20 protein-coding genes and 1 pseudogene are annotated in these 25916 nt (G+C 41.8%); 9 read left to right on the top strand and 12 right to left on the bottom strand.

The genetic code is table 11. The annotated features are described in order from the left end of the window. From RMY31_RS06980 to RMY31_RS06965, 4 genes are all read left to right on the top strand, one after another. Positions 1 to 696 carry a class I SAM-dependent methyltransferase gene (locus tag RMY31_RS06980; protein ID WP_322657799.1) on the top strand — a complete coding sequence of 232 codons (696 nt, stop codon included), beginning with the start codon at positions 1 to 3 and terminating at the stop codon, positions 694 to 696. A 24-nt stretch (positions 697 to 720) separates the two neighbouring features. Continuing rightward, the gene (locus RMY31_RS06975; protein WP_322657798.1) at positions 721 to 1896 is read left to right on the top strand and encodes a DegT/DnrJ/EryC1/StrS family aminotransferase; all 1176 of its coding nucleotides are present in this window, start codon (positions 721 to 723) and stop codon (positions 1894 to 1896) included. A gap of 161 nt (positions 1897 to 2057) precedes the next feature. Beyond that, positions 2058 to 2651, top strand: coding sequence for a sugar transferase (locus tag RMY31_RS06970; protein WP_322657797.1), 594 nt, complete (start codon positions 2058 to 2060; stop codon positions 2649 to 2651). An 81-nt stretch (positions 2652 to 2732) separates the two neighbouring features. Next, positions 2733 to 4928, top strand: coding sequence for a polysaccharide biosynthesis tyrosine autokinase (locus tag RMY31_RS06965; protein ID WP_322657796.1), 2196 nt, complete (start codon positions 2733 to 2735; stop codon positions 4926 to 4928). Positions 4929 to 5007: 79 nt separating this feature from the next. Here RMY31_RS06965 and RMY31_RS06960 read toward each other — a convergent pair whose 3' ends face one another. The 4 genes from RMY31_RS06960 to RMY31_RS06945 form a co-directional block, all read right to left on the bottom strand. Continuing rightward, a complete protein-coding gene (locus RMY31_RS06960; RefSeq protein WP_322657795.1) occupies positions 5008 to 5382 on the bottom strand; it encodes a hypothetical protein in 375 nt (124 codons plus the stop codon). A 216-nt stretch (positions 5383 to 5598) separates the two neighbouring features. Next, complete coding sequence (locus tag RMY31_RS06955) at positions 5599 to 5733, bottom strand: hypothetical protein (protein ID WP_409877535.1); 135 nt, start codon at positions 5731 to 5733, stop codon at positions 5599 to 5601. Positions 5734 to 5810: 77 nt separating this feature from the next. After that, entirely contained in the window at positions 5811 to 7808 is a 1998-nt protein-coding gene (locus RMY31_RS06950; protein ID WP_322657887.1) for a pentapeptide repeat-containing protein, read from the bottom strand. 267 nt (positions 7809 to 8075) lie between these two features. Next, entirely contained in the window at positions 8076 to 9086 is a 1011-nt protein-coding gene (locus RMY31_RS06945; RefSeq protein ID WP_322657794.1) for a zinc-dependent alcohol dehydrogenase family protein, read from the bottom strand. 450 nt (positions 9087 to 9536) lie between these two features. Here RMY31_RS06945 and RMY31_RS06940 point away from each other — a divergent pair, with 450 nt between their 5' ends. Continuing rightward, positions 9537 to 11579, top strand: a complete 2043-nt coding sequence (locus RMY31_RS06940; protein ID WP_322657793.1) for a S8 family serine peptidase — start codon at positions 9537 to 9539, stop codon at positions 11577 to 11579. Positions 11580 to 12019: 440 nt separating this feature from the next. Here RMY31_RS06940 and arsS read toward each other — a convergent pair whose 3' ends face one another. The 5 genes and pseudogenes from arsS to RMY31_RS06915 form a co-directional block, all read right to left on the bottom strand. Further along, on the bottom strand, positions 12020 to 13006 hold the full coding sequence (arsS, locus tag RMY31_RS06935) for an arsenosugar biosynthesis radical SAM (seleno)protein ArsS (protein ID WP_322657792.1): 987 nt from the start codon (positions 13004 to 13006) through the stop codon (positions 12020 to 12022). Positions 13007 to 13111: 105 nt separating this feature from the next. After that, positions 13112 to 14071, bottom strand: a complete 960-nt coding sequence (locus RMY31_RS06930) for an inorganic phosphate transporter (protein ID WP_322657791.1) — start codon at positions 14069 to 14071, stop codon at positions 13112 to 13114. 199 nt (positions 14072 to 14270) lie between these two features. Beyond that, positions 14271 to 15239: an arsenosugar biosynthesis arsenite methyltransferase ArsM gene (gene arsM, locus RMY31_RS06925; protein WP_322657789.1), complete on the bottom strand. Its 969-nt coding sequence runs from the start codon at positions 15237 to 15239 to the stop codon at positions 14271 to 14273. A gap of 427 nt (positions 15240 to 15666) precedes the next feature. After that, positions 15667 to 16029: pseudogene (locus tag RMY31_RS06920) on the bottom strand (response regulator transcription factor); the annotation flags it as partial. A 370-nt stretch (positions 16030 to 16399) separates the two neighbouring features. Continuing rightward, positions 16400 to 16687: a Mo-dependent nitrogenase C-terminal domain-containing protein gene (locus RMY31_RS06915; RefSeq protein WP_322657788.1), complete on the bottom strand. Its 288-nt coding sequence runs from the start codon at positions 16685 to 16687 to the stop codon at positions 16400 to 16402. Positions 16688 to 17043: 356 nt separating this feature from the next. Here RMY31_RS06915 and RMY31_RS06910 point away from each other — a divergent pair, with 356 nt between their 5' ends. Further along, positions 17044 to 17664 (top strand): class I SAM-dependent methyltransferase, encoded by a 621-nt coding sequence (locus RMY31_RS06910; protein ID WP_322657787.1) that lies wholly within the window; start codon positions 17044 to 17046, stop codon positions 17662 to 17664. 145 nt (positions 17665 to 17809) lie between these two features. Here RMY31_RS06910 and RMY31_RS06905 read toward each other — a convergent pair whose 3' ends face one another. Then, positions 17810 to 18280: a GNAT family N-acetyltransferase gene (locus RMY31_RS06905; protein ID WP_322657786.1), complete on the bottom strand. Its 471-nt coding sequence runs from the start codon at positions 18278 to 18280 to the stop codon at positions 17810 to 17812. A gap of 472 nt (positions 18281 to 18752) precedes the next feature. On the opposite strand from RMY31_RS06905, the gene RMY31_RS06900 reads away from it, so the two are divergent. Then, on the top strand, positions 18753 to 18947 hold the full coding sequence (locus tag RMY31_RS06900) for a hypothetical protein (RefSeq protein ID WP_322657785.1): 195 nt from the start codon (positions 18753 to 18755) through the stop codon (positions 18945 to 18947). Positions 18948 to 19759: 812 nt separating this feature from the next. Here the strand turns inward: RMY31_RS06900 and infC are convergent. Beyond that, entirely contained in the window at positions 19760 to 20227 is a 468-nt protein-coding gene (gene infC / locus RMY31_RS06895) for a translation initiation factor IF-3 (RefSeq protein ID WP_322657886.1), read from the bottom strand. A 333-nt stretch (positions 20228 to 20560) separates the two neighbouring features. Here infC and RMY31_RS06890 point away from each other — a divergent pair, with 333 nt between their 5' ends. Both RMY31_RS06890 and ptsP read left to right on the top strand, forming a co-directional pair. Beyond that, positions 20561 to 21757, top strand: coding sequence for a hypothetical protein (locus RMY31_RS06890; protein ID WP_322657784.1), 1197 nt, complete (start codon positions 20561 to 20563; stop codon positions 21755 to 21757). 304 nt (positions 21758 to 22061) lie between these two features. Further along, on the top strand, positions 22062 to 24569 hold the full coding sequence (ptsP, locus tag RMY31_RS06885) for a phosphoenolpyruvate--protein phosphotransferase (RefSeq protein ID WP_322657783.1): 2508 nt from the start codon (positions 22062 to 22064) through the stop codon (positions 24567 to 24569). A 262-nt stretch (positions 24570 to 24831) separates the two neighbouring features. Here ptsP and fba read toward each other — a convergent pair whose 3' ends face one another. Next, on the bottom strand, positions 24832 to 25911 hold the full coding sequence (gene fba, locus RMY31_RS06880; RefSeq protein WP_409877529.1) for a class II fructose-bisphosphate aldolase: 1080 nt from the start codon (positions 25909 to 25911) through the stop codon (positions 24832 to 24834). Positions 25912 to 25916: the final 5 nt, after the last annotated feature.

Below are 25916 nucleotides of genomic sequence, written 5' to 3'. Positions count from 1 at the left end.
ATGTATAGCGAAGTTGAAGCCATTCGCCAGCGTTATGCTCGATTTAAGCAACTTCCAGAATACTTGTTATATGAGCCTTTGAATCCATATAGTTACATGACTTATGAAGAAAAACGGCGAGCTTTTATTCGCTGGATTCATTGGGCTGGTTTAGCACCTGTTCGAGATAAACGGGTATTAGAGATTGGCTGTGGTTTCGGAGATAATTTACTTCAGTTGATCTCCTTAGGTTTTCAACCAGAAAATTTGATTGGAAATGAACTTTTAGAAGAACGCGCGCTGCGGGCACGATACTTACTCCCAAAAGACTCTCAGGTTTTGCTTGGAGATGCTTCAACACTAAAATTAGAGAAAAATTCATTTGATGTCATTTTACAAGCAACAGTTTTTACTTCAATCTTAGATGATAATTTTCAGCAAACTTTAGCAAATTATATATGGTCATTAATTAAACCAAATGGAGGGATACTTTGGTATGACTTTATTTTCAATAATCCTAAAAATCCCGATGTTAGAGGTGTTCCTATTAAGCGAATTTATAAATTGTTTCCCAAAGGGGAGATTAAAGTATGGCGATTAACATTAGCACCCCCTATTAATCGCCGGATTACTAAGATTCATCCGAATCTTTATTATTTACTAAATATGATGCCATTTCTACGTACTCATGCTTTATGTTGGATTAAAAAATCTTAATTAAAAATTATTTTCAGAAACGTTGTGGAACATAAAAATCTAATTATTATGGAAAAATTTCTACCTTTTGCATTGCCTGATATTGGAGAGGAAGAAATTGCGGAAGTCGTTGACTCTTTAAGGTCTAATTGGCTAACTACAGGAGCAAAAACAAAACGTTTTGAACAGGATTTTGCTGAATTTATTGGGCATAGAGTCGAGGCGATCGCAGTCAATTCTGCCACTTCCGGATTACACTTAGCTTTAGAAGCACTGGGCATTAGTCATGGCGATGAAGTCATCACTACAACACATACATTTACTGCGACTGCGGAAGTAATTCGCTATCTGGGAGCAAATCCAGTCTTTGTTGACATCGATCCGGTCACTCTCAATATCGATCCGCTAAAAATTGCAGCAGCTATTACTCCCTTAACCAAAGCCATCATACCCGTGCATTTTGGCGGACTTGCTTGTAACATGGAGCCAATTCTGGCGATCGCTCGCAAGTATGGATTGAAAGTGATTGAAGATGCTGCCCATGCCATACCGACAACCTACCAAGGTAAATTAATTGGCAGCCTAGATAGCGATGCGACAGTCTATAGTTTTTATGCCACCAAAACTATTGCAACTGGTGAAGGAGGAATGCTAGTTACTCGCAATCCGGAAGTTGCCCGACGTTGTCGTGTGATGCGGCTACATGGCATCAGTCGAGATGTGTTCGATCGTTATAGCTCAACCAAACCTTCTTGGTATTACGAGGTGGTTGCCCCTGGTTTTAAATACAACATGACTGATTTGGCGGCTTCTTTAGGTATTCATCAATTAAAGAAAGCCTGGTTATTCCAAGAACAACGAGTTGCGATCGCTAAGCGATATGACACAGAGTTAGCTGACTTGCCTTTACATCTACCAGCAAAACCTGCCAATGGCGATACTCACTCCTGGCATCTCTACGTGATTCGTTTGGATGAATCTGCAAAAGTGAGCCGCAACACTTTCATTGAGCAGTTGGCTGCTAAAGGCATTGGTTGTAGCGTCCATTATATTCCTTTGCACTTGCATCCCTATTGGCGCGACACATATAACCTGCGTTCAGAAAAATTTCCCTGCGCCTCCCATGCTTACGAACGCATAGTCAGCTTACCAATATATACAAAAATGTCTGAAGTAGACCAAACCCGTGTCATTGAAGTCGTGAAAAAAACTTTGCTTTGAGTAACTCCAAGAAATAATGCCATTTGAAATTTTGGATTGTGAAAAAGTTCATTTATAAGCTTGTATTCACTTCAGTTGTCACAATCATTTTTCAAATTAGTATTATCTCGCTGCAATTTGTCGATCGTTCGCACTCATCAATTACCAACTAGTAAGTGATTATGTCAAAACGAGCTTTTGATTTATTTTTCTCCTTGCTTGGTGTTGCAATCTTGTTGCCTTTATTTTTTTTCATTGCAATATGGATAAAGCTAGATTCTCCAGGAACTGTGTTTTTTCGGCAAGTTAGAATTGGACGCTTTGGGCGTGAATTTAAAATCTATAAGTTCCGTACTATGATACAGAGTGCCGAGAAAATAGGTAAACAAATTACAATTGCTAACGATAAAAGAATTACCCGAAGTGGTAGATTCTTGCGAAAGTATAAGCTAGACGAATTACCTCAACTATTTAACGTCATTAAAGGAGAAATGAGCTTAGTAGGTCCTCGTCCTGAAGTACCCAAATATGTTGCTTTGTATACTTCTGAGCAGCGTCGAGTTTTAGAGGTACTTCCAGGCATAACCGATCTAGCTTCAATGAAATTCCACAATGAAAGTGAGTTACTAAAAGACATGAATAACTCAGAACATTTTTATATCAATGAAATTATGCCTCGGAAATTAGAGTTAAATATGGAATACATTACTCGATTCAGTCTAGTTTTCGATCTAGTTATTATACTTAAAACTCTGAAACGGGTATTTGCAACATAAAAGTCTTTGTCAATTGTCAGTAGAGACGCGATTAATTGCGTCTCTACAATCGTCATTAGTCAACAAACATAGAAGGTATTTATGAAAACTATCGAATCATCTCAAAACTTTAAACAATATTGGTTAATTATTAAGCGCCGTTGGCTGTCAGCTTCATGTGTTTTTCTATCTGTTTTTGTACTTTTAAGTATTGTTGCAGTTTTCAAAAGGCCTTCTTATTTAGCAGAAGGCAAATTAAAGTTTCAAAGGACAAATACGACTTCTTCTCTAACAGGTGTAGGAACAGAAATAGGTAAGTTAGAGCCATTAGTCCAAGATAAAAGTAATCCTCTCTATACAGAGGCAGAAGTTATCCACTCTGTTCCAGTCGTGAACAAAACTTTAAGCACACTTCAGCTGAAAGACGATAAAGGAATGCCCTTAAAATCAAAGATTTTTTTGCAACGACTGACGGTAGAAGAAATTAAGGGAGCTGATGTAATAGATATCTCTTATAAAGATATAAATCCAGAGACAGCCGCAAAAGTTGTGAATACCATAATGGCTATCTATCTAGAACATAATGTGTCTGCTCATAGAGCTCAAGCAGCAGCAGCTCGCAAATTTCTAGAAAAACAAGTGCCAAATGCTGAATTAGTTGTTCGCCGAGCAGAAGCAGAACTAGCAAGGTTTAAAGAAAAGTACCAAGTTGTTTCTCTACAAGAAGAGGTAAATGAGGCAGTAGGAATCATTGCAGAATTACAAAAACAAATTAGTGCAGCCCAATATAACCTAGCCAATGTTGATGCACAGTCTCAAGCCATCCGCAAGCAATTGGGTATGAATGCCCAGCAGGCAGTAATGAGGACTTCCCTCAGCCAAACTACAGGGGTGCAAGATATTCTTAAAGAAATTCAACAACTAGAATCACAATTAGCAGCTAGGCGCACTGTTTTGCAAGATGACCATCCGCAAATCATCGATTTACAGGAAAAATTAAAGTCTTTAAATGAACTGCTGCAACAACGAGTAGCAATGGTTGCAGGAACAACTCAACCACAACAAAATCAAAATTTTCAATTGGGAGCGTTGCAACAACAACTCTCTGCAAAACTTGTGGAATTAGAGTCAACTCGTTTAGGTTTGGCAAGCCAAGCTAATACTTTATTCAGATTACAAACTGCTTACAAGCAAAGACTCAACAATTTGCCAAGATTAGAACAATATCAGCGCCAGTTAGAACGTAAAGTTCAGGCCGCGCAATCTACCTACTCACTTTTGCTTCAAAAGCTGCAAGAGAGTGAGATAGCTGAAAATCAAAATCTAGGTAATGCCAGTCTGATATCTCCAGCGGAAGTTCCAGAAGAGCCAGTAACTTCTCTGAAGATGTTGTACTTGATTGCAGGTCTATTGTCTAGTGTGGCTGCTTTGGCAAGTGTGTATGTTTTAGAAGCAAGAGATAAATCAATTAAAACTGTTGATGAGGCTAAAGAATTACTGGACTTGACTTTGTTAGGCATAATTCCTGTTGCTAACAAGCCGAAAAAATCCATTCGCAGCTATGAAGAACTGGAGTTGGATATTCAAAACATTGCTGTTAGAGATATTCCTCGTTCCCCAATGAGTGAAGCTTATCGGATGCTAAGGGCGAATCTGAAATTTATGAGCGCCGATAAAGAGTTAAAAGTTATTGTTGTCACCAGTTCTGTACCCAAAGAAGGTAAGTCAACAGTAGCTACTAATTTGGCTGTAGCGATGGCTCAGACAGAGCATAAAGTCTTACTGATAGATGGAGATTTGCACCGTCCAACTCAGCATAAAATTTGGGGATTGACGAATAGTCAAGGTTTGAGCAATTTGATTGTGGGACAGGCTGAAATCAAAAAAGCGATCAGAAATGTGATGGATAACTTGGATGTTCTAACTTCTGGGGTAGTGCCTCCTAGTCCTGCTTCTCTGTTGGACTCGAAACGAATGGCGGCGTTGATGGAAACTTTTGCTGCTAACTACGACTTTGTAATTGTTGATGCTCCCTCATTAAACATGGCGGCTGATGCTGCTACTCTGGGTCAAATGGCTGATGGTGTTTTATTGGTAGTTCGTCCGGGTGTGGTTGATGCGGTTAATGCAGCTTTCGCTAAAGAACTTTTGGAAAAATCTGGTCAAAATGTCCTAGGACAAGTAGTGAATGGTGTGATTTCTCAAAACGAACCCTACAGCTACTACTACTTCACCAAGGAAGACTATCCGCAACCAAGTATTCGCAAAGAGGAGTCTGGATCTCTTGTGAAATTTTAGAGTGATATTGTGTTGCAATAGACTGCATTAGCGATCGCATTTAGAGAAAGTTTGCGATCGCTTTCTACTTGTAAGTTAATTAACTTGCAACCGCAATCGGCTTTTTACGACTGGGACGTTTGCGGTTTGATTTTTTCTTCAGTCCAATTGCTTGGGCTTGATCGCTATCCGATCCATATTGCCCGCGCACAACTTCTTTCATGGCTAATACAGCATTGTGAAATTCCCATTCTGCTAATCGGGCAGCATCGACAGCAGCACGGTATAAAGCTAGTTTCTCGGTTTCAGCTTGTTGCTGTGCCAACATAGACTGATAAGCTTGCTGTATGTTTGCAACAGAGGCATCAGCACGAGTTGTATCGTAGGTGCTGACGGTTTGCAAACCATGGAATGAGGTAACATCTTGACTAATGACTTTCAGGCGCAAACGACGTGTTATATCTTGGTTCGGCATATATGCATACGTGTTAAAGTATATATTTAATGTGCCCAATAAAACTATAAAAATAACAGTAAGATTTAGAACAAAGTTAGGCAAAGGGTAGATTAGTTTATGCAGACCAATGCATTATCAATCCAGCCGTCGTATTCACAATGCGGCCATGGCATTAACATTGCAGACCGATGCATTAACGATGCAGCCATGGCATTAACATTGCAGACCGATGCATTAACATTGCAGGAGGTTGCATTTAGCGATCGCGTTGGGATGATTTATCCCTAAACTGAGTTTGGAAACTACATGAGGAGAGTAGGCGATCGTTCGGCTGCTTTTTTGAGTTAAATGCTCGCAGGTTACAATCACAAATAACTACGAGTCGCTTGCTAACAACGTATGAAGTTCAATGTAACACTCGATTGTGGTGAAGATTATGCGATAAGCTACTTCAGATAAATCAGCAAGTTCAATCCTGGAATCGTGCGGGAAAGCGTCCACAAAACCAATGTGATGTAAAGCACACCCAAACTCCATTGATACCATGCAAGTGTGGCGATGATACCCGGCAAGTGTTCGTCTCGCAGGCGAATGTCGTTAAATCCCAATCTCACTAAGTTATTGAGGCTAAAGTCGTAATAGTTGAGCCAGTTCCAACGGCGATCGCACAATAAGGGCATATATCTTTCGCGGAATATCTGATTTCTGGGTATCACTGGCAAACGTCCAATTAACAATCGTAACTGCCGAAAAGTACCATCTTCTGTAAAGTAGGAAATATCCATCAAGTCATGATAACGACCTTGTTGGTAAAGTCGAATCAATAAAGCCACAGGTAAGGGGACAATAATAATTAAAAGACATCCCAGTGTTAGCCACGGTTGTTCTGCATTGCGAAATATCGCCAGTAAACTGAAGAATTCTAAAATGCCAAAACTTACCAATATTGCAACGGTTTCGTAGGATGTGGGAATAATTGCTATGGGAAGTAGGCGGCGATAGCGATCCACTAGCCAAAATAGCAAGCCGAAGAAAGCGATCGCAACTCCCCCAACGCCAAATACTAACCAAAAATCCGTACCGTAGCCACTCAACAGCAGCAGTACACTCAATGCCAACCAACTGCAAGCTTGCAGTAACCACCCACCAATAGAAAGGGGTTCAGCAACGACAAGGCGATCGCTTAGTTGCATATATGTTTCTAAATCTATGCCTGGCAAAGTGAGTAATTCACTGCTGTTATAAAACGGCTTTAGATGACGGCTATTAGCTATCTCTTTAGCCTGAGTTGTAGAAAAACCTAAATGGATTAAACTTGCTAGAGAAGCGCTGTTGATGTTTGTCGCAACTAGACGGTGACCTAACTCCATTAATCGCAGTCTTTGTTTTATGTACTCTAGCTGATTGGCATCGGTAACTTGCTGTTGTTGACGAAAATTTTGCCCTAAATTCCGCAAGACATTTTGATTACCTTGCAAAGTCGGAACCCAAAACATTCTACCAATCTCACCAGGATTCCCTAAAATTTTTGCTTGGTTAGAGTTAAAAGTCAGTCCAGGTACGCTTAAATAAGATGTTTTTGCAAACCTTGTATCGCTAAAATCTGCTTGGTTGAGAACGCTAGTACCTCGAAGATTTACAAGTTGATTAAACTGCACTTCCCGAAAACTTACAGCTTGCTCAAAAGTTGCTTCTGTTAGTAAAAGTAACTGATAAAAATTTGCTTTCGTAAACTGTGCTTGATTGGCAAAGCGCACTTCTGACAAATCTGCATTTCCTTGCCACTGCACATTACTAAATTTAGCCAACTGCTTAAAAGTAGCTTGGTTGAAGTTACCATTGTCTACAAATATGCTGTTGTGGAAATCAGCAGTTTCCTGAAATTGAGTTTGCTTAAAATTAGCTTTGTCAAAAAAAATACTGCCTTGAAAATTACTCAATTGCCGGAAAATAGCATTGTTAAAGCTTAAGGGACGGCTAAATCTAGTTTCAGTCCAGTTAGTGGCTTTGAGAAAGGTTGCGCCTTGGGCATCCACAGATTGTAGAAAGAATGTATTGGGAAATTGCACTTCTCCATTGAAGCGAGTTTGCACCAGTGTCAAAGAACCACGAAAGACATTGATTTCACTAGATGTAGTTGACTCAGTTTGCAACAGCGATCGACAGTCCTTAGAATTGGGCAAGCTAATTCCTAGTGACTGCAAACATACCCAACGCAAGCGTTCTAGTTGTTCTTGTTCGCTTGTGGTAAAAATAGGGGCAATGGCTTGGGCATACAGAGGTGTTCTTAAACCCAAATCGCTACCTACAAAATCCCCTTGAATCAAAGAATGGCTGAGGTCTAAACCCAAAGGTTTTGCGCCAGTCTTTTGTAATTCTTTTCGCAGCAGTTGGTAAAAAGCATCGCGGAAAGTTGCATTTTCTGGTCGCAAATCGATCGCCATTTGCCGCAAATCTACAGTCAAGTTACCTTCGCGAAGTATCGGTGTGCGTAGTCGTTCTTGCAACAATTCTAGAGTTAACGGTGTGCGTTCTGGTTGTATTTGGGCTGCCCAAGCAGGCAGAGGTAGGAAGAGGACAAAGAGAATTAGTAAAATGCACAGGCACGCAAAGGTTAAACGCAGAGGAACACAAAGGGATTTCTCTGCGATACTCTGCGTTTGACTCTGCGATACTCTGCGTTTCAAAAATAATTTAGGCAAGCTGCTTTTCTATGATTCATTGCTCATCAGCAGAACAATTTTACCTGTAACAGACCCACTTTCAAGTAGTTGGTGCGCCTTGGCTGCTTCTTCTAAAGGAAACTTATGACTAACATGGATTTTCAACTTGCCCTCATCGATCCATTTAGCACATTGTTCGAGAATTTCTGCTTGATGCTGAAGACTTTCGTTTAATCCTAGTAACATCGGTGTCAGCATCAATTCCAAACCAATGCGGAGATTGCGTGTTCTGGCAGTTTTCCAAACAGTCTTAGCGTCTGGTTCGAGAATCGTCACAATATCCCCATATACTCGCACTGCGGGGAAGGTTTTATGAAAAGTTTCACCGCCTACAGTGTCAAAAGCTAAGTCTACGCCTTCGCCGCCAGTCCAATCTAAAGCTGCTTCCACAAAGTCTATTTGTTTATAAAAAATCACATGGTCAGCACCGAGTTGTCTGACAAAATTTGCTTTATCTTCAGAACTCACAGTGGTAGAAACAGTAGCACCTTTGAGTTTTGCCAATTGAATTGCTACATGACCGACACCACCAGCACCTGCATGAATCAAAACTCGTTCCCCAGGTTCTAATCGTCCCCGTTCGTACAAAGCTTCCCAAGCGGTGATTAACACCAAAGGCGCTGCGGCTGCTTCCGCAAAGGAGATAGAAGCGGGTTTACGCGCCACAAATCGTTCATCAACAACGGTATATTCAGCATAGTTGCCTTGATGTCCGCCCAAACCGCCGTAGCAAAAATATACTTCGTCTCCTAAACGGAAACGCTGAACGCCAGCACCTACCGCCTCAACGATACCTGCACCATCACATCCTAAAATGGCAGGCATTTGGTCGGGGTAGAAAGTGCCTCGATTGCGAAGTTTAGTATCAATGGGGTTAACGCCAGCCGCCACCAAGCGGACTAAAAGTTCAGTATTTCCTAAAGGAACAGCAGGATTTACCACTTGTTGTACTTGCAGAACTTCGGGACTACCTGCTGCTGTCATTAAGACTGCTTTCACGATTGTTTCCTCCTGGCTCAAGCTAGATGCACGTTCATTTGCAACTTTATCGTAATCAGGAGGATAGAAAACTATATCTGAGGATTAAGTCACCATACAACATAATAAGAAAAAGCCGTGAAACAAGTGTTTCACGGTTTTTGATGTGGTGTGAGGAGCTTAACTAAATATCATCATAAAGCAACTAGCTGGTGGCATTAAGCTTGTAACAATTTTGGTAACAGATTTTTTTGGATGTGCGATCGCCCATTGCTATAGAAGTCGAAAGAGTACCCTCAAGGGTGACTTCAGCGAGCGATCGCATTACTTATAATCCTAGAAATATATCCAACTAGTTGTTCATAGCATAAGGGAAAGACTCCCTCAAAAATCGCTATAAAACCCTGAAAAAATGCCCAGAGGAATCGCTCAGGGATGGGCAATTTTGTAATTAAAGAGTAACAAACCAATATGTCAACTAACGAGTATTTCTGGCAAGGTGGGCGCAAAATTCCAATTGAGCAGGCAGAAAGTAACATTACCTTACATGCCTCTGATGTGGAAGCAGCACAAGCAGCAACAGAACAGGCAGGAGTAGGGCTAGAAGCTATTAATCGGGTAGGGCCAGAGTTATTTCGAGCCACTGTATCCAGCGATCGCGATGCTTCGATTGCCCGATTACGCCAATCTGGTAATGTTGTGCATCACATCTATCGCACTCCTGGAGAACCAGATTCTGAATATTTGATTACGGACACCTTCTTTATTAAGTTTAAACCTGGGACAACTGCACAAACCATTCAGCAGTTTTTACAGGATGAGAAAGTGGAGGTGGTGGAAGATTTGGGACAAAACATTTTGCTGGTGCGGGTAACGACAGCGACAGGGCGAAACCCAATCAAAACTGCCAACATAGCTGCTACGCGGGACGATGTCGAATACGCTGAACCAAATCTGGTGCGTCAACTGCAAAAATTTGCGTTTATTCCAGCTGATGAATTATTTTCCCAGCAATGGCATCTGCACGCACCACAGGATCAAACGGATCTGGTAGCAGGCGCAGACATCTTTGCACCCGATGCTTGGGAAATCACCCGTGGTTCGCGGGAAATCGTTATCTGCGTAGCGGATGATGGTTTTGATTTGACTCACCCCGATTTTCAAGGAGTTAATAAGGTAGTTGGACGACTGAATGCTTTTGAGAGCAACGGCAATGTCTTCTTTACAGAGGACGTGATGCCGAAGCCTGGGGACTACCACGGTACGCCCTGTGCTGGGGTGGCGATAGCAGAGATTAATGGACAAGGAACTGTAGGGGTTGCTCCAGGATGTGCGTTTTTGCCAGTACGTTTCCCGTTGCAGTTTGATGATGCTGCTATGGCTAAAATGTTCCAACAAATTTCCAGACAGGCAGATGTGGTATCTTGCTCTTGGGGATATGGCCCTGCCGATGCACCACTCAGTCGGGGGTTTTTTGATGTACTGTCCGAATTAGTTCGGACTGGCGGTCGACGCGGTAAGGGTCTGGTGATTTGTGTTGCTGCTGGTAATAATAACTGTCCTGTTAAGGATCTCACTAATACACGCGCTTATCAGTATGCTGATAACTTCGGTCGTACCCGCAGCTACAGTGGTCGAATTGATCGCTGGATTGCTGCTCACCCGGATGTGATTACCGTCAGTGGTTCTACCTCACGCAAAACGCGATCGGCTTATTCATCTTGGGGGCGAGAAATCTGTGTTTGTGCGCCAACCGATAACTGGAATGACCTCACCTTTAATATCTTGCCCGGTCGCGGAGTAACTACCACAGATAATGAGGGGGCTGGTGCTGGCAGCGATTTTACACCAAACTCTCGCTATACCGGGCGGTTTGGCGGTACATCGAGTGCAACTCCCACGGTTGCAGGAGTGTGTGGACTGATTCTCTCCCGCAATCCTAACCTCACTGCGTTGCAAGTGAAGCAAATACTTCAGCAAACGGCTGACAAGGATTTGAAAATTGAATCAGACACACCTGTGAATGAACCAGGTGATTTTGTTGATGGCTTTAGCTTCTGGTTCGGTCATGGCAAAGTCAATGCTGCTAAGGCAGTCAAAGCCGCAGTTCCAAATAGCGAAAGCAGCTTCGAGCAAGTGGTTCAAGCTGACTTGGAGATTCCCGATACTAGCAGTCCTATTTTCAGCAAGCTGGAGGTTGCTCAAGACGGAATAATTAGTGACATTCGCATTGGGATTGATGTGACTCACACATTTATTGGGGATTTGCGAATTGATGTCATTGCTCCAGATGGCAGTGCCGTAACCCTGCACGATCGCACGGATAGTTTTACAGACGATATCCGTAAAGTCTACACTATATCCGAGTTGCCCGCATTGCGTGGGCTTGTAGGAAAGCATATTCAGGGAACTTGGGGTGTGCGCGTGGTAGACACTTGGAGGATGGATGTGGGACGGCTCAATTCCTGGCGATTGATAGCTAAAGTCACAGCTTCTCCATCTCCTCCATCATAGGGCTGTGGCGTACACACAAGTCGAAAAACCCGCTCCACATTAACTTTAATTTGTTAGGGTGCGTTATGGACGGAACGTCTTAACGCACCGAAAATCTCTGGTGGTGCGTTAGCCTTGCCACGCTATTACAAAAGATGATTAGTGTCTTAGCGATTAAAAAGTTGATTTTTTAACCACTACAACATAGAGACATGAAGTTGAAAACTCATAAGCTAATTGCTAAGTGAGTTACTGATTTTATCTCCAATAACCAAATAAAAACCGTGGTATTTTTGAGGATTCCACGGCTTTTTGGTGTGGTGTGAGGAGACTTAACTAGTCTCATAATAAACCTATATGCCATTAGCAATGTCAGTTGAACAAATTTTGTAACAAAGTTGTTTTTTGATGACATAAATATGTTTTTATGCAGTCAATCCGAAATGCAAAAGCAATTGACTTTATACCAACGCGCCACCACAACTGGAACCACATCCAGCTGTACAACCATAGCAATAAGAAGCAGTTTGCACTTCATTAATTAAATCTAAACTGCCAGCTTCTAGCAATTTTGCCACTGTCAAAGTTTCGCCATTGTTAGTTCTCGCAGGCAAATTCATCATTTGGTTAAAATCGCAATCATAAACATTGCCTGTGTAGTCAATTGAAAGCTCATCGCGACACATTAAATGTTCAACTGTTCCTGAATTGAAGTGCAACTCTAAAAACTGTAAATAATTAGCGTACAGTTTCTTTCTTTCTAAATGTATTTTAGTTCTGCCAACTGGTAGATTAGTGATGGTGAAGAGATTATTAAAAATAATGCCAAAATGTTCTTGTAAAAATATTTTGTAATTTCGTTCCAGGTTACTCTGTTCGGGAGCTAAGGAAAATTTTTGACTTGTGGGCAACTGCGGATTATACACCAAGTCTAAAATTAAATCAGACTCTTTCCCATAACCAAGTTTGTTCAGCCATTGCAAAGCTTGAATTGAACTATTAAATACACCATTACCACGCATTTTGTCAACATTATCTGCTAAATAACAAGGCAGGGAAGCAACGACTCTTACATGGTGTTGAGTAAAGTATTCTGGTAAATCACCAAACCCATCTTCAAAATAAATAGTCAAATTAGACCGGACAATTACCTGTTTATCCATTCTCCTTGCTGCTTCTACTAATGGCTTAAATCCATAGTTTATTTCAGGTGCGCCACCAGTCAAATCCACAATCTTAATTTCAGGAAATCTGTTAATTAACTCAATCAGTTGTTGGCAAATTTCTGGTGAAAGTTCTTCTGTACGTTTTGGCCCAGCTTCGACATGGCAGTGCGTACAAGCAAGGTTGCAGCGCTTACCTAGATTAATTTGTAAAACTGTGATTCTCTTTTTGGTCAAAGGAGAATTTAGTTTAGATTTAAATGGTGTAATTGTTGTATTTAGCATAATTGATGACTGATGACCTTCAGCAGTTAATATCTACTTGAGTAAATATGCAATTTTATTGGAGTAACAGATTAGTCCTTGAATATGGCAAAAATCTGCTCTATTTTATCCTTGCAATAATCTATATGTGATTCCACTAATAATGGTGGCAGTAGGTAAGGTAAAAATCCAGGAAATGAGAATCTGAGAAAAAATTCCTAAATTTACTTTTTTACCCATTAGTCCCACACCAAAAATAGAACTTACGGAAACTTGAGTGGTAGACACAGGAAGTCCAAACTGGGTAGCTGCGATCGCCAGGATTACAGTTACTATATTGGCAGATAAACCCTGAACATGATTTAAGGAAGTAATTTTTTCACTCATGGTTTCTGCAATTTTTTGGGAGTTGAGTAAACCACCAAGCGCTATTGCCATTGCTACTGTAATCATTCCTCCTTGAATTGAGAAATAATCAATAATTGAAATGAGTGATACAATCTTGGGAGTATCATTTAAGCCTCTAACAAAACTGATGATACCAGAACTGATAAAATGACAAGTATCAATCATTTTCTGGTTTGCTTGGAGATTCCATTTATCACTAATGTACTCAAATAAGCTGTAAATTCCTATTCCTAAAGCTATGGCAACAATCGGACTGAGTAATAGGGGTAAAATAAACAAATTTCCCAAAGCAGCGAAATTCACTTGCAGTCCTTTCGCTACTAATCCAGCACCAAGTATTGCACCTGTTAAACAGTGAGTTGTGGAGATGGGAAATCCTGTGAGAGCGGCAACTAACACAGTCAAACCAGATGCGATCGCCACGGCAATATGAAACTCAGGGGCATTAGCGATCGCATCTGGTAGTATTCCTTTTCCAGAAAAGTTTTTGACTAGTGCGCTCGCAAATATAATTGAAGCTACTGCACCAGCAAAAGTTGTAATAGTTGCCCACAAAATTGCTGTCTGGTAGCTGGTTGTTCGACTACCAAACAGTGTTGCTACCCCTTTAAAGTTGTCGTTTGCTCCATTTGAGTAAGCTAAAAAAAGCGTAGACAGAAATAGACTAATTAAAAACATTTGGGGGTTTATTAAAGGAGAATGCAGAATTCAGAATACCGAATTCAGAATCAAGAGCGTGGAGGATTTAGACCCACCACTAATTAATGACTACTAAATCTAAGATTTAGTGCGGTGTTTCACCACATACTCATCCATAGATTATACAGAATTCATACTGAATTCTGACTCCTGACTTCTGAATTCTCTTCTGTTAAAGTTAACAGCAACCACCGCCACTATAGTGCCAAGTCGAATCAGTAATAATTATTTCCGCTGGCTTCAAAGCTGCAAGTTTAGCAGCAGTTTTATCACAGACTGCTGCCGGAATACCACGCTGAAGCAAATGCCCTGCCGAATCATCAAACAAAGATTCTAGACCAGCATAAATGGCTGTCTTACCAGTGAATATACAAGCACCATCTTCCGGAATAGCAACTTTGAAACAGACAGAATCAAGACTTTCTAGAAGTAAATTTTCTTGAAGATTGTATGTTTGAGCATCTAACAAACGGTAAGGGCGACGGGCGCGAATTTCAATTTGACCAAAGCCAGCATTGATAATGCGTTCAGTATACTCTTCATAGGTGAGTGCGCCTGATAAACACATAGCTCGTAGACGCTCATCCTGTTTCAGATGTTTTGCAATTGGACGAGTGGCAATGGGATCGCTCATCTGCAAACGTCCACCTGGTTTTAATACCCGAAATGCTTCTTTTAAAGCACGAGTTAAATCTTCTGGTTCAAAGATGTTGAAGAGGCAATTCTGTGCCACAATATCGACGGCAGCATCAGCCATGGGCAAGTTAAAAGCATCGCCTTCTTTGATTTCCACAAAGTTAATGTCAAACCAGGGGTTTTCTCTAACGGCAATTTCCAGGTTGCGTGTGGCAGCTTCTCGCATAGCTGCAACTGGTTCAATAGCAATTACACCACCTGTACGGCGGGAAAAATAAGCGAATTGTAGTGCTTCTAAACCACCACCAACACCAACATATAGCACTGTGGGTTGATTTGAGAGTTCAGTGGGGTGAACAGTTGTACCACAACCATAGTTCATTTCCTGCATTGGCAAAGGAATTTGCAGTCCTGGTAGTTGCAGGGGTGTACTTTGAACGCAACAAAGCCCCACTTGTGGCGTTTGGGCAACTTCTTGGTAGAATTGTGCCGCTGTTTCTAGATAAGTCATTACAGGTCTGATTTTACTTATTTTCGTATAGAGTCTACCTTGTGCATCCTAATATAACTAACTGTCAGAGTGTAGAGGTGTAATACTAATTCCCTCTTTCACGGCTATAAATTACTTTCCTCTGCTCCCCTGTTGCTCATTTTTAGCAACCTTAAAGTGAAGTATAGGGATGTAGGGGAAAATTTATTCCTAGACCCCTATACCCCCATACTCCTACACTTCTAATTTGGTAAATCTGGAAGCCTTACACAAAGTTTAGGGAACTCCAAGAAATCAAAATAATCGCTTGAAGTTCTTTACTCTTCTCAGTCATTAGCAGTCAGTGCATTGCGAAGGACACTGTGTTGTGCGGGTTAAGAAGCGTTGTAGACGCGCTTTGGCCAGCTTCCCGCAGGCTAGCAACTGGCGTTCATCAGTCATTAGTTTACTGTTTTCTTTGTAATTGAACCTGGACTCTGGCTAATAATTCTTCGATGCTGAAGGGTTTAACTACATAATCATTAGCACCAGCGTCTAAGCTTGTAAGGCGATCGCTCGCTTCATCTTTAGCGGTTAATAAAATTATCGGCACTTTATTACCCGTACTTCGCAGGCGGCGACAAATTTCCAAGCCCGATAAGCCAGGTAACATCCAATCCAAAATGACTAAATCCAAATGCCACTCCCGCGCTGCGGTGAGTGCAGTTAATCCATCGTAGGCGACGCTGACTTGGTAGCCTTGATAACTCAGTTCTAATTCGAGAAATTGTGCCAATTTGACTTCATCTTCTACTAGTAAGATGTGCGTCATGATGATGTTAATGATTTCAGCAAAGTATGGTAAACAACACAGACTGATAACGATCGATACCAAATTGGCATAGTATTGTTTGAGATTGCTGGAATAGCCTTTTAGTAAAAACTTTTAATCCCTTCGGGTTCAGCAGTCGCTCATTTTGGAAACCAAAAAGACCGCGCTGGTTCACCAAAATCCAAGTTGCGCTTCCAGCGCACCAAAGATGCAGCCCAAAATCTAAAATCCAAAATTGGTATTAGAGGGTCACTAGCTACTCAATAGCCAAACATCTAATTAGTTCTACGTTAGCTTAGTATAGATTTGAGTAGGTTACAACCGTAAGTCTGTAATTACCGATACTGCTACATCAACCAATCATCCAATTTTAGCAATAGGCTGTAACATCTTCACCACAATCATCTGCAAGATAACAAAGTGCTTTAAAACGTAGAGTGAGTACTTGCTCATAGAAAGGATTTAATTTACACATTGCAGGAATGTGAAACAGCTGACGACCAAACAGCTTGATGTCTCGTTCAAAAGGACATTGGGCTGGGATGGCTCTGCACAAAAGATGGGCTAGTTTGGAATTATGAATTTCTATTCTTTCTAACCACTCGCGGACTGGGTGCAGTAGGTCGTTGTGTAACCGGATTTGAGTAAAGCTTGTCATGATTGCTCACCTTGAGAATTTCAAACTTGACTAGGTTGATTAGGTTTGAACCTCTGTATATAGATACGATTGGGTTCTATGATTTTATGCAGCGATGCTCATTTTTTAGTTCTTGATACACCTAGAGTTGGTGTAGTTCTCTCTTTGTAGGAACACACCTAACTACAAATTCCAGACCTTGCATTCCAGATAATTTGTCCAGCGATCGCATAGCTGTTATGCCAAACGCTAGGCTAGATATTGTCAGACTGCAAAGCTGCAATTGCTAGTGGCTATAGTTAACTAACTTCTTGGAGGCGCAGCTACAATCTCCCTAATAGAAGCGTCAAGCTCAGGGGCATCGACTGCGAAAACTAATGACGGATAATTTTCTGAGTAACAAAAAACAACTTTTTGACACCTGGGCACCAAGCTATGATTGGCTCTTTCCCTCAGTAATTTACCGAACTATTCACAAACGGTTGCTAGAATACGTCGATTTACCAGAGCGACCAAATGTACTCGATTTAGGCTGTGGTACCGGTCGTCTGCTTGAGCGCCTTGCAACTCAATTTCCCAATTTGCGAGGCACGGGATTAGACCTTTCTCCTAATATGTTGCGCTTGGCAAGACTGAGTAACCACCACCATCCGCGTTTAATTTATCTTGAGGGTAAAGCTGAGTCTCTGCCCTTTGCTGAGGGACAGTTTGATGCTGTTTTCAACACCATCAGCTTCTTGCACTATCTGGAACCTAAACAGGTACTGAGTGAAGTGGCGCGAGTGCTTTCTCCCGGTGGACGCTTTTACTTGGTTGACATGACTACAACAGAAGCATTTCCTCAACTACTACAAATTTCCCCTTTTGGAATTAGACTCTACAGCCCCAATCAACGCAAACTTCTCGGTTCTTCTGCTGGGCTATTATGTTTGAGTCACCAGTATTTACTAGGGCCTGTTTTGCTGACAATTTTTGCTAAACCTTTGTCAGATATCTAGTCCCAATGAACTAAGTACAGCCCACCATAAAAATGGTATGGAATTTAATCATTCATAGGTTGGTAGAACGGAGTGAAACCCAACATCAACCCTCGATATTGCCGAATCCCTTTTACGGTGACGTGTACTAAAAATCTCCTGCATTCTAAATGTCGGGAGTGTCAACTCGATACTGCATAAACACTACAGGAACTCTAATTAGCCTTTTGACTAACTGAGAAAATCCAAATTTACGCTGAAGCGATGGTGGCAAGTCTTCATAAGATATTGGCACAAAACCAAAGCAACTGTAAAACTGCGCCAGTCGTTGACCTAAACATTCCAGATACGGTGGTTGAGTAGCTGTATCAATCAGATGCTGTGTGAGAAAAGTACCTAAACCGCGACCTCTCCAAGCTGATTTAACGACCAAACTGCCAAGTTCTTGTGCTACTGCAAAATTACGTAGTTGTCCGCAAGCTACTAAATCTCCATTGCATTCAATCACCCAAAATTGCTGCCAACGTAATTGAGTTGGCTCAAGTTTAGCTGATAATACCAACAATCTAATTGACCACTTATCCGCAGACGTTGCCCTACGGAGGACACATTCAGATGGTAACGACTTTTGCAACACAATCCTAAATCACGCCTTACTTTTCACTGTCGATTGTAAGAGCCGAATTAAGTATATTCGATTAATTGCTTCTCCGCAATTCTAACCATTACTCAATCTGCGACATTACCCAATCACAGCAATTTCCTAAGACTCATTGCCACCAAAATTTTCGATCCTTTAAACTTTCCATTGTAAGTTATTAACTACGTAATTTTAGCAACCTACAAACGGCATAATTCTGTAGCTAGATATTTGAAAATTAATCTATTTACTCTAGCGATCGGTCTTACATCCAAAAGCTAATTCACATACTGACAAATCAACATCTTAGATAATTTGACTTTTGGTTTAGTGGTCGCTTTATGGATTTATAAATAATACTTACGATAGATATAACAATTGGCTAAAACTAGATTTTAGATAGATGAAATTATTCCTGGTGTTTGATTAATATAATACCAAGAGTAAGTGATAGGAGTTTAATAAAGTTATGGCTGAAGAACAAAAAAAGCCTATTAATCAAGAAACCCCCGGAGCTTCCGGTGGTTATCAAACCCCCATTCAGGAAGATATCCGTAAGACTGGTGATGCTGCAAAAAGTGATGCCAAAAAAACTGCTACACCAGAAGCACCAGGAGAAGATGATGTAGCAGGTAGTCCCAACCAAGGAACTGAGTCGCGTTAGTCGATTTAAACTGTCCTAAGTTGCAATAATCTCATTAAGTCTTGTCTGATAGACCTGATTTAGTAATCTAGTAAATTTGAGTGGATAATTGTGATATGAAGCACAATTATCCATTCTTTAGTAATTTGTAGTTAATAAATCGATACTACTCTGATGTATTCAAGTTTTAAATAATAAATATTAGAGAAATATTGAGCTTACTGTTTTATTAAGCTAGCATATATTACCTTTATGATTGGATTTATCGCCTTTTGCAGCTAGTTGCTTAACTTAAAATTGCTCACCTAAAAAGTTATTGGTAATAGCCTCATTTCACCATACATGTTTATTTAATGGCTCAAAATAAATAGACAATATTATATATAAGCAAGATTTTTACAAAATCTGTAGCATTTTAAACGCTGCCCATTTCAATCAATTAGCTCCCGACTTACATAAGTGATGCCTCACTGCCAAAACTTAGTCAGCAACTTGTTAAGAAATATCTGCACTTGCAAGGCGATTTTCCCAGCACTTCTGTAAGTAATCAAAGCTTAGATTTTCTTGAAATATCTCTGCCATCTTCCATTTTTCCATTGCTCAGGGTCGTGCTTTTAACCTTGCAACTATGGTTTTATGTGAAGCGTGAATGTATCGATAAATATCTAAAGCCCATGACTTATCTGCATGAGCAAAAACCATCTGATATCGCTTCCCTTACGTCCCTTGCCTTTCAGCATTTGGTTACAGCACACAGCAGTTTTCCAGTAGCCAGCTTATGTAGGCCGTTACTCTGGCTACTGAGGTTAACTAAAATATTTCCGAAAAATTATTTAGGCAGGAATGATTTGAGCAACTAGTGAACGTTTATCAAGTGACTGGACTTTTCCTACTTGACCCAGAGCAGTTACAATCCGTTCTAACAGTTCTCCAGCCTGTTCGCGATATTGATGTTCTCGACCTCGTAAACGAATAACAAACTTTACTGAATCACCTTTACTCAACCACCCAACGGCTTGCTCAATGCGTAAGTTGTAATCAGCCACGCCTACGTTCGGACGGAGCCGAACTTCCTTTACCGTAGGTCTAGCACTGTGTCCCTGACGCTTTTTCTTTTGATACTGAAGCTTACCATAGTTGACAATCTTGGCTACTGGAGCATCTTTGCCTTCCGAAACTACAACTAGGTCAAGCTCCATGCTCTGTGCTAGCTGTAGAGCCTCATGTGTATCTATTAAACCACGGTTATTATTTTCATGGTCAATCAAGAAGACTTGAGGTGACTTGATTTGTGAGTTGATTAGTTGCTTTTGGATTACGATAATGATTTCCTCTCAATTGTTCAATATTTTGCAGGTGCAAGTAATGCCATCTTAACATCAGGTCTGAGTGAATGTATTCTAACGTAATCCCTTACTTTTGTGAGGTAGTACTCTCCATCTTAAGGGCAAGTCTAGGTAATATTTTTAACATACAAGTCTTCTTGACAATGATTGACCTATCTTTTTCTACCATAATTCGGTCAAATCTTTATAACACCTAGAATTTAGGCGAATTTTGCACCCTTAGCATTAAGAGATTAAGAGAGTTTTTACGTAAGTACTGTAATTAATTTCTGAGTAAATAAAATACTGATGAATTCTCTAATCACGTTTATATTTTTCTTGCTGCCAATCCTGAGTAGTCTTTTGATTGCCCAAGCCTCCAACCCTCTATCTACTTATCAACCTCTTCATGTCATAGACGGCGCAGCTTTATATAAAAAACAACTAACAAACGGCAACGAAGCTTATTTACAAGTTATCGACCTGCGAAAAATGCACATCGACCAACTGGTTGGAGAGGTTGATAATATGGGTCTGAGTCAAGGAAAATACTATAAAGGAGAAGGTGGACATTACAGCCCGTTTTTTCAAACTAAGTTGTTTTCAGAAGTATCTGAAGAATACAAAAAACTTTACAGTAGTGACATTTTTTCCATCATTAACTGTTCTTTTTTTGAACAATACCAATCCAGTACACAGTTATCCTTCCCGATTAAACTCAATGGCGTGGTTATCAGTGGTGGCAATAGCCCTTATGGCCCTGTCAGACAACCGAAAGATAATTTTTATAGTACAGTCCGCCTTAAGGCTTTAGTTTGGGATGACAAGCAGGCATACATTACTGATTACAACCCAGTTACTGGTGCGCCTCTGAATCAAAAGGGCGTGAAAAATGCAATCGCCACTTATAAATACAGTGACCATCCAGCAAAAGTACTAGCTCAAAATCAAGCGAATAAGTACCAAGTTATCGGCACTTTGAATAAAGATGGTATTAAAGGCGATGAGCTGTTGTTGATTATGACGGTGAACTCAGCAACGCTGGATCAAGCAGCCGGATTATTACGCAAATTAGGAGTTAAAGGAGATATCATCACTGTTGACGGTGGTCGTTCAACTTATCTATTTAATTCTCAAAGAGGTGATATTATTGCCCCTCAACTGTCAACTCCGCTAGAAAATCCTACTTTCCGACACCTACCCCATTATTTAGGATTCCGTAGGAAAAGCAAAAAGCAGGTTAGCCCACAAATTCTTGTCAATCAGCCTATTGGTAAAGTAGTTCTAGAGAAGGATCAACCTTATTTAATATTGTGGCGAGATAATTTCGATGGCGATGTGGCAATTAAGTTGTACGATAGTGAGAAACTTGTCCAAAATATCTCTGACCGTACCGCTAGCGATGGAATTTATGAGTGGACACCCCGCATACCTCTGAAAAAGGGCTATTCTATTCGTATCTCCCAGAAAGACGGGAAAATTTTTGGGCAGTTGCAATTGCAATAAGGCAGGAGGAGATGAGGAGGTAGTGCGTTGCAGAGCCAGTCGCATGGGTGGGTCTCCCGACTTGAGCGAACTGGCGTGAGGTTCCCTCCGTTATAGCAGCTACCTTGCAGATGAGGCAGATGAGGAAGCAGGGTGGTAGAGGAGAATAACTAATGAATCAGCAACGCCACTTGCTACCCTGCGGGAACCTTTCAGCAAATAAGTCGGGAAACCCGTCCACAGCGCTTTCTCCCCAACACACTGACTCCTCAGCACTCAGCAACTCAGAATTCTTTAGACTCTCAACAAGGTTGATGGTGTTGCAGTGGTCGGAATCGTTATCGTATCTCACAGTAAACAATTAGCGCTTGGTGTGCAGGAACTTGCAGCGCAGATGGTTCAGGGCAATGTCCGCCTCGCTGTTGCCGCAGGCATCGAAGATGCTCACAATCCACTGGGTACAGATCCCATTCAGGTTTATGAGGCGATCGCTTCTGTTTTCAGCGGCGATGGGGTTTTGGTATTAATGGATCTAGGTAGTGCTTTGATGAGTGCGGAAATGGCTTTAGAGTTTCTAAGCGAGGTACAACGAGAGAAAGTACATCTGTGTGAAGCACCCTTGGTAGAAGGTGCGATCGCTGCTGTAGTTGCAGCCGCTGCTGGTAGAAATATTCAGCAAGTAATCGCGGAAGCTAGAGGTGCATTAGTAGCAAAAGCCATCCAATTAGGTGTTGTTAGTAGTCAGTTGTCAGTTGGCAGTAGCGAAACCACAACTCATACAGAATACCCAACTAGAGAAATTCGGCTGACTGTTAGCAATCGCTTAGGATTACACGCCCGTCCCGCAGCTCAATTTGTGGCAACCGTAACTCGGTTCCAATCCCAAATCAGGGTGCGGAATTTAACTAGAAATACAGAGGCTATTCGGGGCGATAGTATTAACCAAGTAGCGATTTTGGGGGTGCTTCAAGGACACGAACTAGTAATTACTGCGGCTGGTGCTGACGCAGATGAGGCACTGGCTGCATTACAAGCATTATTTACTACAAACTTTGGTGAAGATAATACTAGTTTTGAACCTTTACAAACGGTTGACCACGAAGTTACCCCAGCAATTGGCGGCGAACTTTCAGGGATTGGTGCTTCTCCAGGAGTAGCGATCGCGCCTGTTGTCCATTATCAACCACCCATTATTACAATTACGGAATACCACGTAGATGACCCAGAACTAGAGTGGCAAAGACTACATAGAGCAATTTGCACTGCTAAACAAGAAATTCAGACGCTGTTTTCACAAGCATCTATTCAAATTGGTGATGCTGAAGCTGCTATTTTTGATGCTCATCTTTTATTTTTGGAAGATCCGGTGTTGCTGGAAGCCGCTCACCAACGCATCTTAGATTGTCACCTGAATGCAGAGGCTGCTTGGCAAGCTGTAGTGAATGAGGTGGCTGCTTCTTACCACACACTGGAAGATTCGTATCTGCAAGAGCGAGTTGACGATGTGGTGGATGTGGGACAAAGAGTGCTACGGCTGCTAGTTGGAAATACCCACAGTGAGTTGCATCTGTCGGAACCAGCAATTGTAGTGGCGAATGATTTGACTCCTTCAGACACTGCTGGACTAGATCCGAAGAAGGTGCTGGGCATTTGTACTACTTCAGGGAGTGCTACTTCCCACAGTGCAATTATTGCCAGGACATTAGGCATTCCTGCTGTCTTGGGTGTAGATGCAGAGGTACTGCACCTAGAAGATGGTACGCTCATGGCACTCGACGGCGAAAGTGGTAAAGCTTGGGTACAACCAGAACCAGATATCCTTGATGTATTAGAAGCAAAACGGGAGGCATGGCAAACTGCTCAACAGGAAGCACGAGCCACAGCACACCAGCCAGCAATTACCCGTGATGGTCGGCAAGTGAGCATTTTTGCGAATATTGGTAGTATAGCTGATGTGCAAGTTGCGGTGGCTAACGGTGCAGAGGGAGTAGGACTGCTACGCACAGAGTTTCTGTACTTTGACCGAGCAACCGCTCCCACAGAGGAGGAGCAATTTACAGTTTACCAAGCGATCGCTCAAGTTTTGGATCGCCGTCCGTTGATTATTCGCACTTTGGATATAGGTGGTGACAAGCCGCTTCCCTATCTCAAATTAAAGGTTCCAGAAGCTAACCCATTCTTAGGTTGGCGGGGAATTCGTTTGTGTTTGGATCGTCCAGAATTATTCAAAACTCAGTTACGGGCAATTTTACGAGCGAGTGCGAGACACAATATTAAAGTCATGTTACCGATGATTGCGACTGTGGCTGAGATAAGAGCTGCTAAAGAAATTCTCGGTGAAGTGAAGGCTGAACTGCGACAAGCTGCTATTCCCTTTGATGAAGCGATCGCAGTGGGGATTATGGTAGAAGTACCTTCAGCAGTTGCGATCGCCGATCGGTTAGCTGCCGAGGTAGACTTTTTCAGTATAGGTACTAATGACCTCAGTCAGTACGTCATGGCAGGCGATCGCACCAATCCACGAGTAGCAACTTTGGTGGATGCCTTACATCCAGCGGTATTGCGGATGGTGCAACAAACTGTCCAAGCGGCTCGTACTGCTGGTATTTGGGTGGGGTTATGTGGCGAATTAGCGGCTGACCCTTTAGCAACACCGATTTTAGTAGGTTTGGGGCTAAATGAATTAAGCGTCAACCCTCAAGCTATACCTTTGCTCAAACAGGCGATTGCTCAGTTAAGTGTAGCTGAGGCTGAGGCGATCGCGGCATCAGTATTACAACAAGATTCTGCAACTGATGTCAGAGCCTTATTACAGGATTTAACAAGTTCGTAACGAATTAAAGTCAGAAAGACCTGCGTTTAAAAACGCTACGAATTAATGCAAAGCTGTACTTAGTGCAACAATCGACATCATGATTCAGGAGTTTTGACTGAATTTTAGATTTTGGATTTAAGTACTAATCTAAGTATATTTGCTTAGCAAACAAAAAACCGGGTGACATTCAAGTTACCCGGTTTTATTTATACCAATTATTAAAACTCTCAGTTTTTTGTGAGCATAGCAATGCTGTACCCGTATTTATTTTTTGGCAAAATTAAACTTTAGCAGTTGCCTTGGTGACAGCGTTGAGTTCGCCCTTAGCATATTTAGCAGCAAAATCTTCCAGAGAAATTTGCTTGATTTTGCTAGCGTTGCCAGCGGTACCAAATTGCTGATAGCGCTCAGCACAAACTTTCTGCATATACTTAATAGAAGGCTTAAGGAAGTGACGGGGGTCAAATTCCTTGGGATTTGCCGCCAAAGCTTCACGTACCGCTGCGGTAATTGCCAAACGGTTATCGGTGTCAATATTCACCTTACGCACACCGCTCTTGATGCCTTTTTGGATTTCTTCTACAGGTACACCGTAGGTTTCAGGAATTGCACCACCATATTGGTTAATTAGCGCAAGTAAATCTTCTGGCACAGAAGAAGAACCATGCATTACCAAGTGGGTGTTTGGCAGACGGCGATGAATTTCTTCAATGCGGCTGATTGCCAAAATTTCGCCAGTTGGCTTGCGGGTAAACTTGTAAGCACCGTGGCTTGTGCCAATGGCAACAGCCAAAGCATCTACTTGTGTTTGCTCTACAAAGTCAACTGCTTGGTCGGGGTCAGTCAACAATTGGGAGTGGTCGAGTGTACCTTCAAACCCATGTCCATCTTCAGCTTCACCCGCACCAGTTTCCAGAGAACCCAAGCAACCGAGTTCGCCTTCGACGCTGACACCCAGAGAATGAGCTACATTCACCACCTCACGGGTGACATTGACATTGTACTCAAAGCTAGCGGGGGTCTTAGCATCAGCTTCCAGCGAACCATCCATCATCACGCTGGTAAAGTTGTTCTTAATTGCTGAGTAGCAGGTAGAAGGCGCATTACCATGATCTTGGTGCATGACAATGGGAATCTGAGGATAGGTTTCTACCGCAGCCAAAATCAAGTGGCGCAGGAAGTTTTCTCCTGCATAAGCACGAGCGCCACGAGAAGCTTGCAAAATTACGGGGCTATCTGTCTCTACAGCAGCCTTCAGGATCGCCTGAATCTGTTCCAAATTGTTAACGTTGAAAGCTGGGATGCCGTAACCGTTTTCAGCCGCGTGATCCAACAGCAGCCGCAATGGTACAAGCGCCATAGATA

It is taken from the genome of Dendronalium sp. ChiSLP03b, from assembly GCF_034531165.2.
GTDB classification, from domain to species: Bacteria; Cyanobacteriota; Cyanobacteriia; order Cyanobacteriales; family Nostocaceae; genus Dendronalium; species Dendronalium minutum.
The sequence above is the reverse complement of the archived record's forward strand: the minus strand, read 5'-3'. Positions and strand labels throughout refer to the sequence as shown.